Source organism: Streptomyces sp. NPDC021622 (genome assembly GCF_040640795.1).
GTDB lineage: Bacteria > Actinomycetota > Actinomycetes > Streptomycetales > Streptomycetaceae > Streptomyces.
Window position 1 is genome coordinate 110,943 of the sequence record NZ_JBFACK010000016.1, and the last position, 14,668, is coordinate 125,610.

A 14,668-nucleotide genomic window follows, 5' to 3' on the forward strand; every position below is an offset into this window, starting at 1 on the left:
TCCCCAGCTGGCCAGTGGTTGGGGAGACGAGGCCCACATCAGTTGCGGCGGGGTCCGTCTACATGATCACTGCTTACCGCCGGTGGCAGATGTCAAGGAAGCGCCGGCGCCCGGTGCACAGGATCTTCGGACGAGGCCAGAGCCCAAAGTCGGCTGTCCAACTCCACGACTGGCTTGCCGGCTCCAGGCACAGCCGGTGCGACCCTCGCGCTGATGAATTCCCCTTCCCTAGGGGCGGGGAGACCGAGCTGACGGGCAACACGCCGGTGTGAGTCGTAGTCGCCCATGACGATGATTCCCTCGTCTCGAAGCGCTGAGCGGGATCCCCCGCTTCCGCGGACGCGCTTCATGTAGTCCCGCTGCTGCACCACGGTGCGGACGATGTTGCGTCCGATCCGGCGCTGCTGAACGCGTCGGAACAACTCGTTGAGCCTGGCCTGGCCGGAGCTACTCTCGAAGACCGCTTCCCGGTCGGCGTCGGAGATGTGCAGGAGGACGTTCTCGGCGAGCTCGGCGTCGCGCCAGAGCCAGAGGATCTTGTCGCGATGCTCGGCCTTGAGCGTGGTCCTTAGGTCTCGGTTGCCCTTACTGTTGAGCCACTCCTGCTTGACACGCAGCAACCCAACGCTCCACTGGCTCTGGTAGTCGTTCGCCCAGACCAGAAGGCAAAGGTGACCCAGCGTCCCGCGAGGGAGCATCCAACCGCCGAATTGAAGGCTGAACCGGCAGTCGACATCGACGTCGGCGATGCGAAAGTCCATAACCTGACCGTCCTCAAAGCGAAACTCTCGCTGGATCGCGGTGTGCACCAGACTCCCGATGTGCGTCCGCTCCGTCTTGGTGATGTGCTTCAAGTCGTAACGGCCCGTCACCTCGCCGTCCAATACCTCGTCGATGGCGTCCCGCAGCACACGACCCATGCGTGTACCGTCCGGGTCTGCATCCCGCAGTACGCGGTAGGTCGCGAGAAGCTCCTCGTCGTCCACACCCGTACGCGCCAGCCTGTCCAGTACCTCAGTCGCGCTGGTCGGCCGCTGCTCGGGGTTGGTCGCCAGAAGGTCCGTGACCAGTGCTTCGAGTTCGCCAGGCAAACCGGAGGGCAGGTCCGGTCGACGATGCGGGCCGCGGTCAGTATCTGGTTCTTGCGGGGTGAGCGTGGGAGGGAGGGGCGGTGCGCCGGTGACCATGGCGTAGAGCAGACAGCCCAGTGAGTACAGGTCGCTTCGGTGGTCGACAGGGGCGTTCCCGAAGATCTCCTCGTACGACCGGTAGGGAGGCAGGAAAGGGGAAGGGCTGCGGGTTGGTCGTAGCGTACTCAGGTCGGTATGTGGCAGGCGGCGGACACACAGACCTGGATCTGTCACAAGTACCCGACCGTCTTGGCTCAACACCAGCGCTGCGGAGCTGAGGTCCAGGTGAAGCAGGCCGTTGCGATGGAACTCGGCGAGCATGTGCGCAATCTGCTGGCCGACTTCTCTGATCGTGTCGAAGGGCAGAGTGCCGGGTGCACGATTCAGCAGTTGCTCCAGGCTCTCACCGTTGACGGCATCCGTCACAAGGTACGGACGCCTGTCGTGCACCCCGTAGCCGGTGACCCGCACGAACCCTCGAATGTCGAGTGCGGCTAGCCGCTCCGCATCGGCGATGAAGTCTTCCTCTGCGGACGCTGCGCCCGTCATCAGCGCGTTGAACAGCTTGAGAGAGACTTCCCTGCTCTGTTGCTCGTCCGTGGCCTGCCAGGTGGTCGACGTCACTCCAGCGTGCCGCTTCTGGGTCAGCAGGTAGCGTCCGTCGACCAACGTCCCCGACTCGTCGGCGGGAATTCTCAGGCCATGAGGCAGCTTCCTTTCGGTCTCCTCGGAGACCGGTGGCAAGAATTTCCCGCCCGGCCGATCTCCCGCCGCAGTGTCCTCGCCCGGCATCGTGACGGGAAAGTCTCCTGCCGATCCTCGGTCGGCCGTCTGACGTCCGCACTCAGCGGCGAACGCCTCCGCCAGCGCAGCGGCGGAGGGTCTGCGGCTGGGGTCGTTCTCCAGACAACGCCGAAGAGTCCTCACGAGCACCGGTCCGATCACGGAGTTGGGTCCAGGGTCATGTTCCGCGCGGTCGGTCTTCGGGTCGCTCCACTGTCCCGAGAGGAAGGCCAGCAGCAGTGCCCCAACGGCGTACACGTCGCTCTGGGGCGTGAGGAATCCGTCGTTGGCCGCCCCCAGATAGGTCTCACTGAGCGGCAGCACGTCGCGGTGAGGGCTGTCGGCTCCATCGACCGTCGCCGTCGCCCAGCCGACCAGCCGGACGTCGCGGTCCGTCACAAGAACGGCCCGGGGGGAGAGTGAGCCGTGCACAAGCCCCCGTGAGTGGGCGAGGGCAACCGCTTCCGTCAAGCCCAGCCCGATCCGCAAGAAGACCTCCTCTGGGACCGTGCCCCCGTTTTCATCGAGGACGGCGCGCAAGTTTGGTGCGGGCGGTGAGGACGGGGCATCTGCTCGGCGGTGGACGCAGCTCGCCGCAACCCACGGCAACTCCCCTGTGGTGTTCGCCGCCACGCCGAGGAGTGCAGGGACATGCATGCCCTGCATGCGCGTCAGACACTCCGCTTCCGTCCGGACGAGGCCCAGCGCCGCTCCCGGGTCGCGGGCGTGCAGCACGACCGGCACCCGGACCGTGGCAACAGTGCCGTCCTCGTCCTCGGCCAGGTACATCGTCAGGTGCGGCCAGCCCAGGGCACTGCGTGCACGGAGCCGGAACCGACCGAGCCGTAGCGGGTCCTCCGGCAGGAGCTCCACCCAGCCGGGCGGCAGGGGCTCACCGGGCACGTCGTACGCTTGATCACTCGCGGCAACCGCGGAGAGCTTGGGACCGGCGGAATCCGCAATCTCGCCCCCAAGTCTTCCGCTGGGTCGTTCCGGCGCGGGCGCCACCAACCCGGCGTTGACGGACGGGATGCCGAGCCGCGTCAGCGTCTGTTCCCGAAGCCAGCCGAAGGCACGCGCGGAGTCGTCGATGACGGCCGTGCCGTCCGGGTGCCCGACCCACGCCGGGAAGACCGGGGCGCGGCCGATGGCGGCCTCAATCCGTCGCGTCACGGCCTCGGTGGTCCGCAGCAGTTCCCTCGGGGAGACCGCGCTGAGGAGAACGCGCCGGGCGTCGTCCGTGAAATCGAACCGCCGGTGGTGCGGCAGGCGGTCCGCCCCGTCGGCATCGAGCTCGTTCATCAGACCTCCTAGGAACACCTCCACGAGGTGCCCGAGGTCTGTCGGTGATCCAAGGGCGGCCTGCACCAGGCGCATCACAGGCGGCGTGACAGGGGCGACGGCCGCGACGTGGGCCGCGAGCCGATACGCCTCGGTGGACGCGGCCTCCCTGAAGCGGAGTACCGCTTCGCAAGCATCGCCGCCCCGGGCGTCAGCGACGGTCCAGCTGAAGCCGGCCCGGTCGGCGTCCCACAGCGGCACGGTTGATGTGCCACCGGGTGACGCGACGAGCCAGGCCCAGTCGGCGACGGCCGCAGGGGTCGGTGCGAGGACCGGGACCGGTACGGAGTTGAAACGGACGAGGTCCGGCGGCAGGTCCGGGTCAGTGACGTGCCAGGCGCGGGTGGGGCCGCCGCGGCGATGGGTGGTGACCTGCCAGCGCCGCGTGCCGATGCCGGTGCTTGCCCAGAGTCGCGAAGGCAGCGCTTGGACGATCGCGGCAGGACCGCAACTTCCCCAGCGGTCCATCACTTGACGCATCCCGCCGTCCCGCCAGGCTTCGCCCACACCGTCGCTGACGACCAGGACAAGGGTGTTGCCCGTGGGGTCGCACAGAGTCTCCGGCGTCAAGAGCCGACCGCGATTGTGGTAAGGGCTGGTCCGCAAGGACGGAGTGCCGCTCCGCGTGTCAAGTCCGTACACATGCACATCTCGGAAGGCCCCGGCACGTTCCATCAGCGCCCGGACCTCCGCGGCAAGGCGCTGCCAGAGCACCATGGAGACGCCGTCGTCAACCACGAGGGCCAGGGACAGCCAGCGGGTGCGCGCCGCTCTGGTGACGGTCTCGGGCACGCCTGTGTCGGCGATGGCGGCGACGGTCCGTGTGACGTCGAGTTCCTGCTGACCCCGGTCGGGGAAGCGCTGCCGCAGCGGCCGGAGGGACTTGCCGAGCCGGAGCTGCCGGGCGCCGAGGGTACTGCTGTCCGGGGCACTGACTGCAAACGCCGACGGCGGGCCCGCGGGCGCCTGCGCCTCTTGGCTGGGGCTGGGCTGCGCTGAGGCCAGGACGGGATGCGCGGACTGTTTCTTCGTGGACGTCGCGGTGGTCGGCTCTGGTGCGGGCTCTGCGGTCTTAGGCGCCGTCGGCTTGTCGCGGTGCGGCTCGTCGTGCCGCTCCGAGGTCGCAGTGGCCACTCCGGCGGAGCGCGCCAGGGGCCCGCAGTCTCGAGGCAGTTTCCCGGCGAGCCATATGGCGTCGAGGAGTTCCTCGTGGGAGAGCTCTACCCCGCTCTCGGCCAGGACCTTCGTCACGCGCGAGATCACGGCGTCACACAGCTCCGCCGAGACGGTGCAGGACGCCTTGGAGGAGGGAAGCCGCGTCCAGGTTCACGCCACCCTTGCGGAGGAAGACGGCGTTGAGCAGCTGATCGGTGGCGAGTTCGCCCTCGGCGCGGCGTTCGAGGAACTCCCGCAAGAGGTCGTCGGTCTCGTCCAAGGCGTCGGGACCAAGGTGCGCGGCGACGATCTCCCGAAGCCGCGACTCGTTGGGCTCGGGGAGATCGAGGCGGACGCAGCGCCGTAGAAAGGCGGGAGGGAATTCCCGTTCGCCGTTGCTGGTGATGACTACGACCGGGAACTCACCGCAGCGGACACGGCCTCGTGTAACCGGGGCAGTCTCATCCGGGTCGACGGTCCGAACGTGTACAGGTGTGTGGCTCGCGGGCAGCCGGGTGAGTTCAGAGATGGCGAACTCACCCTCCTCGAATACGGTCAGCAGGTCGTTGGGCAGATCGACGTCACCCTTGTCCAACTCGTCGATGAGCAGCACGCGAGGGCGCTCCCGGGGCACAAGCGCGTTACCCAGGGGGCCGAGCCGGATGTACTGGCCGATGTCCGGTTCCGTGCCGTCCGCGTCGCGCCGCAAAGTCGCCTCACGCAGCCGGCCAACGGCGTCATAGTGGTAGAGGGCGTCCTGAAGAGTAGAGCGACTGTTCACTGGCCACTGCAGGACACGGCCGAGCGCGAGTTCGTGAGCGATGGCGTAGGCCAGGGAGGACTTGCCCGTACCGGGCTGCCCGGTCACCAGGAGGGGCCGTCGCAGGTGAAGCGCCGCGTTCACCACCTCCACCTCGTCAGGGCCGATGAGGTAGGGCCGCGGGTACGGGACCCTGTCGCCGGTAGCGCTCTCCTGCCGGTCGAACCGGCGCCACGGAGGCGCAGCGGGGAACGGCACCTCACGGCGCTCGCCGTCTCCGCGGAACAGCCACCAGTCGCCGCCGTCGGAGGATGAAAGCCGAGGGCCTGTACCGGCCAGGGGCTCTGAGGTGGTCATGACGCGTGCGATCCTCTCCAAGGGTCACTCAGTTGAAGCGACTCAGTCCGCGGAAGACAGCCCTCCGGTTCCCACACGAGGGAGGGCCGTGCCCGCCGCTCCGCCGGGCAAGCCGCCAAGTCGCTCCGGAAGTCCCGGAGCCGCCCGGGAAGTCCCTCCAAGTCACCGGCGGGAGCTAGGACCTCCAACTTCCCCGCGTCCTCATAGCCGGTGGCCTCACGGTCCCACAGCACGACCGGAACGCCCAGGACGAGACACGTCAGCAACCAGGACCGCCTCTCATCGGCGGGGCCGTGGAGGATCACCCGCGCGGTATCGCGATGCTTGGTCTTGAGCAGATTCACGAGCTGCCTGGAGTCGCCGGATGTCCGGCTGGTGACGAGCACCGACGCGCGGCCGTTCTTCCACCGGCGTTCACGGTCGCCGTCGCGTTCCGGCCTCCGGTCACTGAGTTCCGGGCAGCTCAGAGAGACGCTGTACTCCGCTCCGATCGGCCACGCCGGAAGGATGTCGTCGCGCGCTCCGGGCTCCCACTCGTCGACAGCCAAGTCGAGGCCCGCTCGGTCGACCACGACGGTCACCCACGGCACGTGATCGCCTTGCCCCGGCTCCTGGGCCGCGGCGAAGACCGCCTCGCTCAGGCTGTCCGCTGCCTCCCGCGGCGTCTTGGGTTCCGATTCCGCCTCCTTGAGCACGCGATACGAGCCGTCGTCGCGGACAAGCAGGATCCGGACCCGGTACCGGTCGTCTCCTACGTCGGGGTCATGTGCCAACTCCATCACGACCCGCGTCACCGGCGACGCTGCGCACTTCGCCCACTGGGCCGCATCCGCACGCCGCTCCCCCAGGGCCCCGTCGTGGATACCGAGCCGCTGGGCGGTCTTTCCCGACCACGCGCGCAGGTCGTCACCCAGCCGGGCGTCTGTGGCCGCCGCCACGTACTCGACGAGCCGCAGCAGCGCCGGCACAGGCGGGGCGCCTTCAGTGCCGCTCACACCGTCGGACAGATCCTCCAAGCCTTCCACCACACCGCAAACGTCCTCCTCGCCGAGCAGCGGACGGGTGAGGATCTCTGGAAGAACGACATACCGCAGCGCCTCAGCGGCTGTTCGGGGCAGCAGCGTTGGCTGCTTCTCGCAGACCCGGCGCAGCAGACCGATCAGAACGTCGTACTCATTCACGGAGAGCAGCGACCCGCAGTCGAGTGCCCTGGCCCACGAGAACAGATGAGTCAGAGCAGCACGGGCCGCACCCTGCGCGCCGCTGGCGAGGGCTTCACCGAGCGACGCGATTGCCCGGGGATGCGCCATAAGAAGAGCAACGAGGTCGGCAGCGGTGGGCTCATAGCCCTCGGCCACGTAGCCCAGTTCGCGCGCCAGGGCCCGAGCGTGATCGACTCGGACGCCAGGGTTCGAGAACAACGGCGCGAGCAGCGTCTCCAGTTCACGCTCGGCTGGTGTGCGCTCGACGGCGGGCCCGGCCTCGGGCAGGGAAGCACCGATCGCACTCGGCTCGGGAGACCGACCGGTCTGCTCCTCGACATAGGACGCGAAGTCGCCGTCCCGAGCAAAGGAGGACGCCGGCAGGGCGATCAGCCGACGGGCTCCGTACGCGTGGTCCTCCTCGGTCACGACGCCGACGAGGTGGCCGCCGCAGAAGATCGCCGCCCCGGAGGCTCCGCCCCAGGCGTTCCCGCCGTCGGTACGGACAGTGGGGGCCGGCCCCTGGTCAAGGACGTAGCGGTCCTTGCCTCCGGAGAGGACCGGCAAGACACCGCGTAGGTGCTCCGGTGCCCGGGTCTCTCCCTTGGCGGCCCAGGGATAGCCGAGGCCCTCGTATGGCAGTGGCGCGGTGCCTGCGGGGCAGCCCCAACGGACGGAACCAGGCAGGTCGATCTTTCGGTCGATGCGTAGCAGCGCGACATCGAGTCCGGCCGGGTGGACCCAGAGCAGTTCCGCGTCAACGCTCGTCGCTTCTCCGTCGAGGTGGTGGCCCACCCGTACGGTGACAGCCGGCCATAGCGTTCCCGTGACGCGGTCCTCCAGCACATGGCGGGCGGTTAGCACGAGCCGCGGGGCGATCAGATAGCCGGAGCCGACAGTGAGACGCCCCTCACCGGTGCCCCCACTGCGGATCAGCGCCAGTCTGCGGCGATCCACGTCACTCCTCGTCCAGCGACCCGAACTCGTCGTCTCCGATCTCGGGGCGCCTGCCCCCGATGGCCCGGTCCTTGACCGACAGCTTCAGCACCAACTTGTGGGTGAGGACGGTGGCTTGCTCGCCCCCCGCACCAACAGCAACTACACCGAAGGAAAGCTTGCCATCCCCCTTGGCGGACTTGCGCAGTTCGAGCTGCAGCTCCAGTTCCGCCTCTTCGACGCCGAAGGCGAACTGCTGGTTGACGCCAAGCCGCTGCGACTCGTACAGCTCCTGACGCAGCTCCTCGATAGCTGCAGCCAGACCGATAGTCGACACCTTTCGCCCCCGCCCCCGGTTCAAGACACTCAGAAAATCGTTCGTCGCCGGTACGGTACAACGCTCGCGAGACACCTAAACACCTGGGTCATAGGCCATGACTTGCGCGCCACCGCCCGAGGAGTCCCAGGCGGACTCACGTCGCAGGGAGGATGGCCCCGCACCGTCCTGTCGACGAGCACGAACACGTCGCCCGGCACCTCCTCGACCACCCCCCTGCGCCACGGCGAGGTGAAAGGGACCGCCCGCTGTGTGCCACCGCCGGAGCAGAAGTCGATCAAACAAAAGGAGATGGTGGCGAGTACCTCGTCACGAGGGGCTCCCAGATTCACGTCCCGGCCAGAGGACAGCGCGAGCGTTTCCACACACGACGTGACGGTTCGTCGGGCAGTGAGGGTGAAACCAGAACGGGCTCAGGCTTCCAAGATCATGGCGGGTCGTGAGGCGGAGCGGGGGCTCTGGCGAACTGCGACGGCCCTATCAGACCGGCCTCAAGCGCCGGACTGCCGGACCTCGGAAGCGAACGGCGATGTCACCGTCGGTCGGCACTCCGCAGGATGTCGAGGAGGTCCGAGGGACTGGGGATGCTGCCGCGGTAGAACAAGGCGACGGCGCCGGTAACGACCAGACCAAGGAACGGTCCTGAGACGCCTTCAGGGAAGCCGAGCAAGTGAGCTCCCCACATCGCCAGAACAACTACGCTGCCCGCTCCCACGATGCGCGGCATTCCATGGTCGGTCACCGGGTCGATGCCACTCAGGTCGCTCTCGTCGAGGAGCTCACCGATGCGGCCCTCAACGTAGCGTTCGGTGATTGTGACGAGCATGCCAGCGAGCTTCTGAAGCGCCGGTCCGGGATCGATGTCCTGTTCCGCCTCGGCAAGCCGAAGCGCGCCAACCACTTTGGCCGCGTGGAGCTTGAGCTCACGTCGGCGGTGCCTGCGCGGCTTGCCGTGGCGAGTGCGCCAGGCCCGTCGGACTACCCGTTCGCAGGCACGGACGGACACTTGCGGCATGTCGAGCGGCGGAGTCTCGGCGGCACGCAGGTACGCACGTCCACAGCACGTAGCAGTGCTCAGCAGGACAACAACTGGCCCATATCGCCTTTCGATCATCTGCTTAGGCACTGAGGCGGCGGAGCGCGTCACGCCAGGCCCATCCCATCGGCCGAACGCCGTGAAGCCAGGCGAGACCAACCAAACGGCCGCGAAGATGGCCAGGATAGTGATAAAGGGGCTGAGGAGCGCGATCACGGAGCCTGGATGCTCGGGAATGCCTGCCCAGACCGAGGGGAGATTGGTCAACTTGCCTGCCGTCCAACTGGCTGCCTCCCAAACGCCCTTGGCCAGGTGCGTGAATGGATCGAGTGGAGCAGCATCTCCCTTGGATTCGGCCCCAGTCGGCAGGTCAACGGCGCCATGGACGAGCAATACAATAAGGAGAAGCATCACGAGTCGGCCTGGGGTGAGGGCAAGAAAGGCGTCCCACCATCGCACGAGACAGAGCGGCATGTTCGCGGTCGGTTCGGGACGCCCCGGCAGAACACGAGGCAGCACACGTCGTGCGTCGTTGAGCAGACGCTCGGAAAAGCGCTGAGCGTACTGATGACGACGAGCTCGGATACGGCGGCGTAACGGATCTAGGGCGGCGGCCGTTACTCCGAAAATGATGAGCAGCACCGGGATTGCCGCCATGGTGACGAGGAAGGGCACCAGGGCAGTCTTCCGTAGACCGTCAACCGCCTCCGGGTGTCGGCAGAACAAGGCTGAATCACCCGGTGACTACACCCTCGTAGAGGGTGCGGCTGCAAGAGGACCGTACGCAAGCTGACCTTTAGCGAGCGCCACTGCTGCGATCCCATGACTACTGCGCGGAACCACGTTCGTAGTGCGTCATAGCGCAGATCGGCGCGTGGTGTCAGTCACGATTGTGGCTGGCCAAGGGCATCCTGCGGGAGGGCAAGGATAGTGGGGGCATCATCAACACATCCCACAACGGGCACGCCTCCGAGGGCGCCTACGCACCTCAGCCACTTCCTCCCACTCGCCAAGCTCTCAACTGCCTCCTGCCCACAGCTCCTCCAAGATCCGGACCATACACGGGCCAGTGCCCCGCAGATCACCTCACCCACGGATATTTTGGCTGGTCAGAGAAGCGTGAGGCATGTACCACCAGCAGACGAAGAACCTGTTGGTGTCGTACTCGCCGCAGAAGTTGGGCTTCTTCTAGAGGCACAAGAAAAGGCGCCTGACCTGGGCTTTTACCCGTCAGGCGCCTTCCGCTCGGCCCACTCAGCCCAGGGACCGGTCTACGTCATAGCTCCCAGTTCCTCCCGCCGCTATCCCGCTCCCGACCAGCTCTTCCGGACCAGTCACGGACCAAAACCCGACGCGTCGCGTCGCGTCGGTGCAGCTACTCGATGGGACGGCCGACCGTATCCGTCGCGTGCCTCCGGGACCGTCGGGTGGACCGTGACGGTCCCGGGCCAGGGTGATCAGGGTGTCGGGGGCATGGACAGAGCCAACGACGCGGGCGTCGTCGCGCACGAGGAAGCAGTTGTGGTTTCGGGCGGCGACGGTGGCATGGGGCGTCTCGCTGTTCACAACCGTCCCGCCCTTGTACAGCGCATAGCTCGACAACACGCCGGTCGTCCGGCGGCGTCCGGCGCCATGTAGGCAAGGCGTTGCCGAAGGGGACTCGCAGGTACTCGACCTGGCTTCTCGATGCGGGAGTCAGGGACCTCCTCGATACGTACGTCTAGAGCGCGCATGCGCACGCCTCCCCAAATACGTCGCGTGCAGGTGCTGGCTCAGGCTCAGCGGCCCACGGCCTTGGCCGGCTCCGCCTTGTTCATCGAGGAGCGGCCCTTGATGTCCTTGCGCTGGGCCTCGGCGTAGAGCTGACCCTTGGTACGGCCCTGCGGGCCCGCTCGTCGTTCACGGTGCGCGCGGCGATCTCCTCGGCTCTCTTCGTGGATCCCCGCGCTTCTGGCTCATGTCGTGAGGCATTTCGCCACGTGGCCGTGGCAGGGAACACCCTGCGTACCCACCCTCGGCTGTTTCGTCAGATCATCGAGGTCGGTGGAGGAGCCGGCAGGTGCGACGGACGGCATTTCCCGCTGCCTCTCTTCAGACAGGACCGCAAATAGCCTGGAATCTTCCGGGTGCCCCGGTCCATGAAGGTAAAAGCTTCCGTCTGCGGCTTCTCACCGAGACTGCGGTTCTGCCTACGGCTGCCCGTGTCGGACACGTCGAGCGGGGTACCGCACCGGTGCCGCCCTTGCGGTGCGGCCCTCGTATTCGATCCTTCGGAGGAGGTTCACATGTCTCTGCGCACGCTCTCCCGCTCGTGGCGTCACTGGCGCCGCGGCGCCGACCTGAGCGTCCCGATGCGCGCCACCGACACCGAGGACGCCAACCGCCGGTTTCTGCTCTACGGAGTCCTGCCGCTGTGGGTGGTACCCGCCGTGGCCGACTGGATCATGCACCGCAGGACGCACATCGAATCGACGAGCGGGGCCAAGGAGTCCGCCGTGCACGCCCTGATGATGACCGAGGCAGGCATCCCGGTCACCATGGGCCTGCTCGCCCGCGTCAACCCGCTCGTCCTCACCGTGATGGGCGGCGCGGCCCTCGCGCATTCGGCCACGGCCCTGTGGGACGTCACCCTCGCTACGGGCGAGCGTGAGGTACGCCCCGTCGAACAGCACATCCACAGCTTTCTGGAAGTGCTGCCCCTGACGGCGATGGCGTTCACCGCCTGTCTGCACTCCGAGGAGGTGCGCGCCACCCTGCGAGGCGGCCGAGGCGCGGACGACTGGCGCCTGCTCCCCAAGAGGCATCCGCTGCCCGCCGGGTACCTCGCCGCTCTGGCGGCGCTCATCGTCGCCGGTGTGGCCCTGCCCTATGCGGAGGAGATGCGCCGCTGCCTGCGTGTCCGGTCGGCTGCCGCGTGACCCGGTTTCAGCCGCCCCGGGCCGAACCGCGCCCGCTGGTCGTACGGCACCGGATATTCGTCGGCCGAGGGCCTGAGCACGTCGCGCCTGACGGCCACGGCCGGCTCCTGACCGGAGTCGAGGACGGCCGCATCCTGCGCGTGGATCCGGCGCCACCACACGCCGTTGAGCAGGTGGGGCGTACCGGGGGCCGTCCGCTCGGGTTGATCGCGCAGGCCGACGGCTGCATTCTCGTCTGTGACGCGGAGCGGGGTCTGTTGCGGCTGTCTCCCGACGCCGGTCTCCTCGAGGTGCTGGCCGACCGGATCGGCGGTGAGCCGCTCCGGCTGTGCAGCAACGTGGCGGTGGGCGCGGACGACACCGTGTACTTCACGTCCTCGAGCAGCCGCTACCCGCTGTCCCGGTGGCGCAGCGACCTGCTGGAGCACACCGCATCCGGACGCGCCCTTCGCCTGACGCCCGGCGGCATCCCCGAAGTGCTCGCGGAGGGCCTTGAGTTCGCCAACGGAGTCGTCCTCGCCCCGGACTCCTCACACCTCGTCGTCGCCGAGACAGGAACTCGCCGTCTGATGCGCCTGTGGCTCACCGGGCCGGGCGCCGGCCGCCTTGAGGTGTTCCTGGACGACCTGCCGGGCTATCCCGACAATCTGACGCAAGGACCCTCGGGCGACCTGTGGGTGGCTCTCGCGGCGCCGCCCAATCCATGGGTGGAGTCCCTGCGCAGCGCACCGGCCGGGCTGCGGCGGGCAATGGCGACCGCGGCGTACGTGGTGCGGCCGCGCCCGCCGCGCGTGGCCCGCGTCCTGAGCCTGACTCCCGAGGGGCGCGTCCGCCACGACCTGCGTCGCAGCGGGAGGGGCTGCCGCATGGTGACCAGCGCTACGGAGACGCGGGGAGAGCTGGTCCTCGGCAGCCTCATGGAATCCCACCTCACGGTGTGCGAACCGCCTCGGGAATCCGGGGAGCCACGCCTCACCGGATCCGGGTGACTGCCGCCTTTCCGCCCACAGGGGCAGCAGAAACCAGCACAGCACGTGCCAGACAAGGATGACCGCGACGAGGACCGGGACGAGCCCGTCATGCATCGCGACCCGCAGGATGAGCAGAATTGGATTCGACGCGAAGGCCAGTCCACCCGAGTGGAGCGGTTGTCTCCAGAGACTGGCATCGCCCCCCTCCGTAAATGCGCATCGCCTGCGGGTGTGTGGTCCCAGCACGGCCGGGCAGTCGGAGAGCCGTACAACCAACCGCGCACGAAGGAGTCGTCGCATGCTGATGGCACACCCGGCCGTCCTGAACGGCCTCGTCCAGCAGTACGAGATCCTGCAGGCCCTCAATGCCTCCCGGGGAAGTGCCGAGGTACAACAGCGCATGGACGATGTGGCCTACACCCTGTGCACGGCGACCGGCACCTGCGACGTCGACGCCGCACTCATCGTCGCGCGCTACCAACTCCCGGGCGCCCGCCCCGAGGACGACTCCGTTCTGACTGCCTGACGGCCGGCGCCGGGCCGCGCCACCACGGTGGCGTGCGGGGCGCAAAGCGTTCGGCCGGGGAAAAGCTGCCCTGGACGGCGATGCGATGCCGCTTCCGTCCTCGCGCGTCCGTGCGCGAGACAGTTCCCGCCGACCCGCCCCAGGGCGGGAAGAGGTTGTTCTCCTCGTCCCCAGTACCTTCGGCAGGCTCCGCTCGGAGCGGCCGGGCGCAATCGGCAGCACGTACAAGGGCGAACGGGGTCGCGTCGCGGGGAGTTCAGCGCAGAACGCTCACCGCTAGGGCAGGAAGGTCCTGGTCTGGCGGGTGAGGCAGCGTGGATTGATGGCGACGAGCGGCGCCAGCAGGGCGACCTCAAGAGCGGGCGGGACGTATCGCGGAGCGATCAGAAGCTGCTCCGGCAGGAGGAGATACGCCCGCTGGCCGCCGGCGTCGCGACGACGGCGGGCAGGGCCTCGCCGCTGGTGGCGAGGGTGGTTCCGCCGGGCGTCCGCTCGGGTATGGGGCACGTGCCGTCCTCTGGTCCGTGGCCCTCTCGCGTGCGTGCGTTCCCTCAGACCTGAGCAAGCCGGTCGCGGATGGCTGACACGAAGCCGTCCAGGTCCTTCGGGGTGCGGGAGGTGATCAGCGGGTAGCCGCCCGCCGGATCCACCACGACCGGTTCGTCCACCCACGCCGTGGCACCCGCGTTGGTGATGTCGGTGCGCAGGGACGGGTACGAGGTGAGGGTCTTGCCGCGCAGCACGTCGGCCTCGACCAGCGCCCAGGGGCCGTGGCAGATGGCGGCGACCGGACGGCCGCTCGCCGCGAACGCCTTCACCGTGTCGACGGCGGCCGTCTCCAGACGCAGGCGGTCGGCGTTGAGCGTGCCGCCGGGAATGAGCAGCAGATCGTGCGGGGCGGCGCCCAGGGCTTCGTAGGTGACATCCGGGTTCACGCTCTCACCAAGGTCCTTGTCACCCTGCAAGGTCTGGACGGGATCCGCGCTGACCGCGACGACGGTGACATCGGCCCCGTCCCTGCGCAACTCCCTTAGCGGGAAGAGCAGTTCGTCCTGTTCGACGCCGTAGTTGGTGACGAGCGCCAGCACGCTGCGGCCGTCGAGTCGTCGGTCGGTCATGAGGTGCACCTTTCTGCACGGGGTGTGGGCTTTCGCGAGCCGCTCCGGTCCGGCCGGTCCCCGGTCCCCGGTCCTGTCATCCGACCGTGTACGGGCGT

At 68.1% G+C, this 14,668-nt stretch carries 10 protein-coding genes and 1 pseudogene; 3 read left to right on the forward strand and 8 right to left on the reverse strand.

All coding sequences use genetic code 11. From position 1 onward, the window contains the following. Nucleotides 1-92 precede the first annotated feature (92 nt). The 6 genes and pseudogenes from AB0G47_RS29125 to AB0G47_RS29150 form a co-directional block, all read right to left on the reverse strand. Nucleotides 93-4,517 (reverse strand): NaeI family type II restriction endonuclease, encoded by a 4,425-nt coding sequence (locus tag AB0G47_RS29125; RefSeq protein WP_360775982.1) that lies wholly within the window; start codon nt 4,515-4,517, stop codon nt 93-95. Between the two features lie 4 nt (nt 4,518-4,521). Next, a complete protein-coding gene (locus tag AB0G47_RS29130) occupies nt 4,522-5,526 on the reverse strand; it encodes a MoxR family ATPase (protein WP_360775985.1) in 1,005 nt (334 codons plus the stop codon). Further along, nucleotides 5,523-7,685 (reverse strand): trypsin-like peptidase domain-containing protein, encoded by a 2,163-nt coding sequence (locus tag AB0G47_RS29135; RefSeq protein ID WP_360775988.1) that lies wholly within the window; start codon nt 7,683-7,685, stop codon nt 5,523-5,525. The genes AB0G47_RS29130 and AB0G47_RS29135 overlap by 4 nt, the downstream gene beginning before the upstream one ends. A gap of 1 nt (nt 7,686) precedes the next feature. Beyond that, on the reverse strand, nt 7,687-8,001 hold the full coding sequence (locus AB0G47_RS29140; RefSeq protein WP_360775991.1) for a trypco2 family protein: 315 nt from the start codon (nt 7,999-8,001) through the stop codon (nt 7,687-7,689). 532 nt (nt 8,002-8,533) lie between these two features. Then, nucleotides 8,534-9,712, reverse strand: coding sequence for a hypothetical protein (locus AB0G47_RS29145; protein ID WP_360775993.1), 1,179 nt, complete (start codon nt 9,710-9,712; stop codon nt 8,534-8,536). Nucleotides 9,713-10,815: 1,103 nt separating this feature from the next. Further along, a pseudogene (locus tag AB0G47_RS29150) lies at nt 10,816-11,036 on the reverse strand (hypothetical protein). Between the two features lie 286 nt (nt 11,037-11,322). Between AB0G47_RS29150 and AB0G47_RS29155 the strand changes: the two are divergent. From AB0G47_RS29155 to AB0G47_RS29165, 3 genes are all read left to right on the forward strand, one after another. Continuing rightward, a complete protein-coding gene (locus AB0G47_RS29155) occupies nt 11,323-11,955 on the forward strand; it encodes a diguanylate cyclase (protein WP_360775996.1) in 633 nt (210 codons plus the stop codon). Further along, nucleotides 11,952-12,944, forward strand: a complete 993-nt coding sequence (locus AB0G47_RS29160; RefSeq protein WP_360775999.1) for an SMP-30/gluconolactonase/LRE family protein — start codon at nt 11,952-11,954, stop codon at nt 12,942-12,944. Before AB0G47_RS29155 ends, AB0G47_RS29160 begins: the two co-directional genes overlap by 4 nt. 280 nt (nt 12,945-13,224) lie before the next feature. Further along, complete coding sequence (locus tag AB0G47_RS29165; protein WP_360776001.1) at nt 13,225-13,452, forward strand: DUF5133 domain-containing protein; 228 nt, start codon at nt 13,225-13,227, stop codon at nt 13,450-13,452. A gap of 276 nt (nt 13,453-13,728) precedes the next feature. Here the strand turns inward: AB0G47_RS29165 and AB0G47_RS29170 are convergent, their stop codons facing one another. Together AB0G47_RS29170 and AB0G47_RS29175 are read right to left on the reverse strand one after the other, a co-directional pair. Continuing rightward, nucleotides 13,729-13,959 carry a hypothetical protein gene (locus AB0G47_RS29170; protein ID WP_360776004.1) on the reverse strand — a complete coding sequence of 77 codons (231 nt, stop codon included), beginning with the start codon at nt 13,957-13,959 and terminating at the stop codon, nt 13,729-13,731. 44 nt (nt 13,960-14,003) lie between these two features. After that, entirely contained in the window at nt 14,004-14,570 is a 567-nt protein-coding gene (locus tag AB0G47_RS29175; protein ID WP_360776007.1) for a type 1 glutamine amidotransferase domain-containing protein, read from the reverse strand. Nucleotides 14,571-14,668 lie beyond the last annotated feature (98 nt).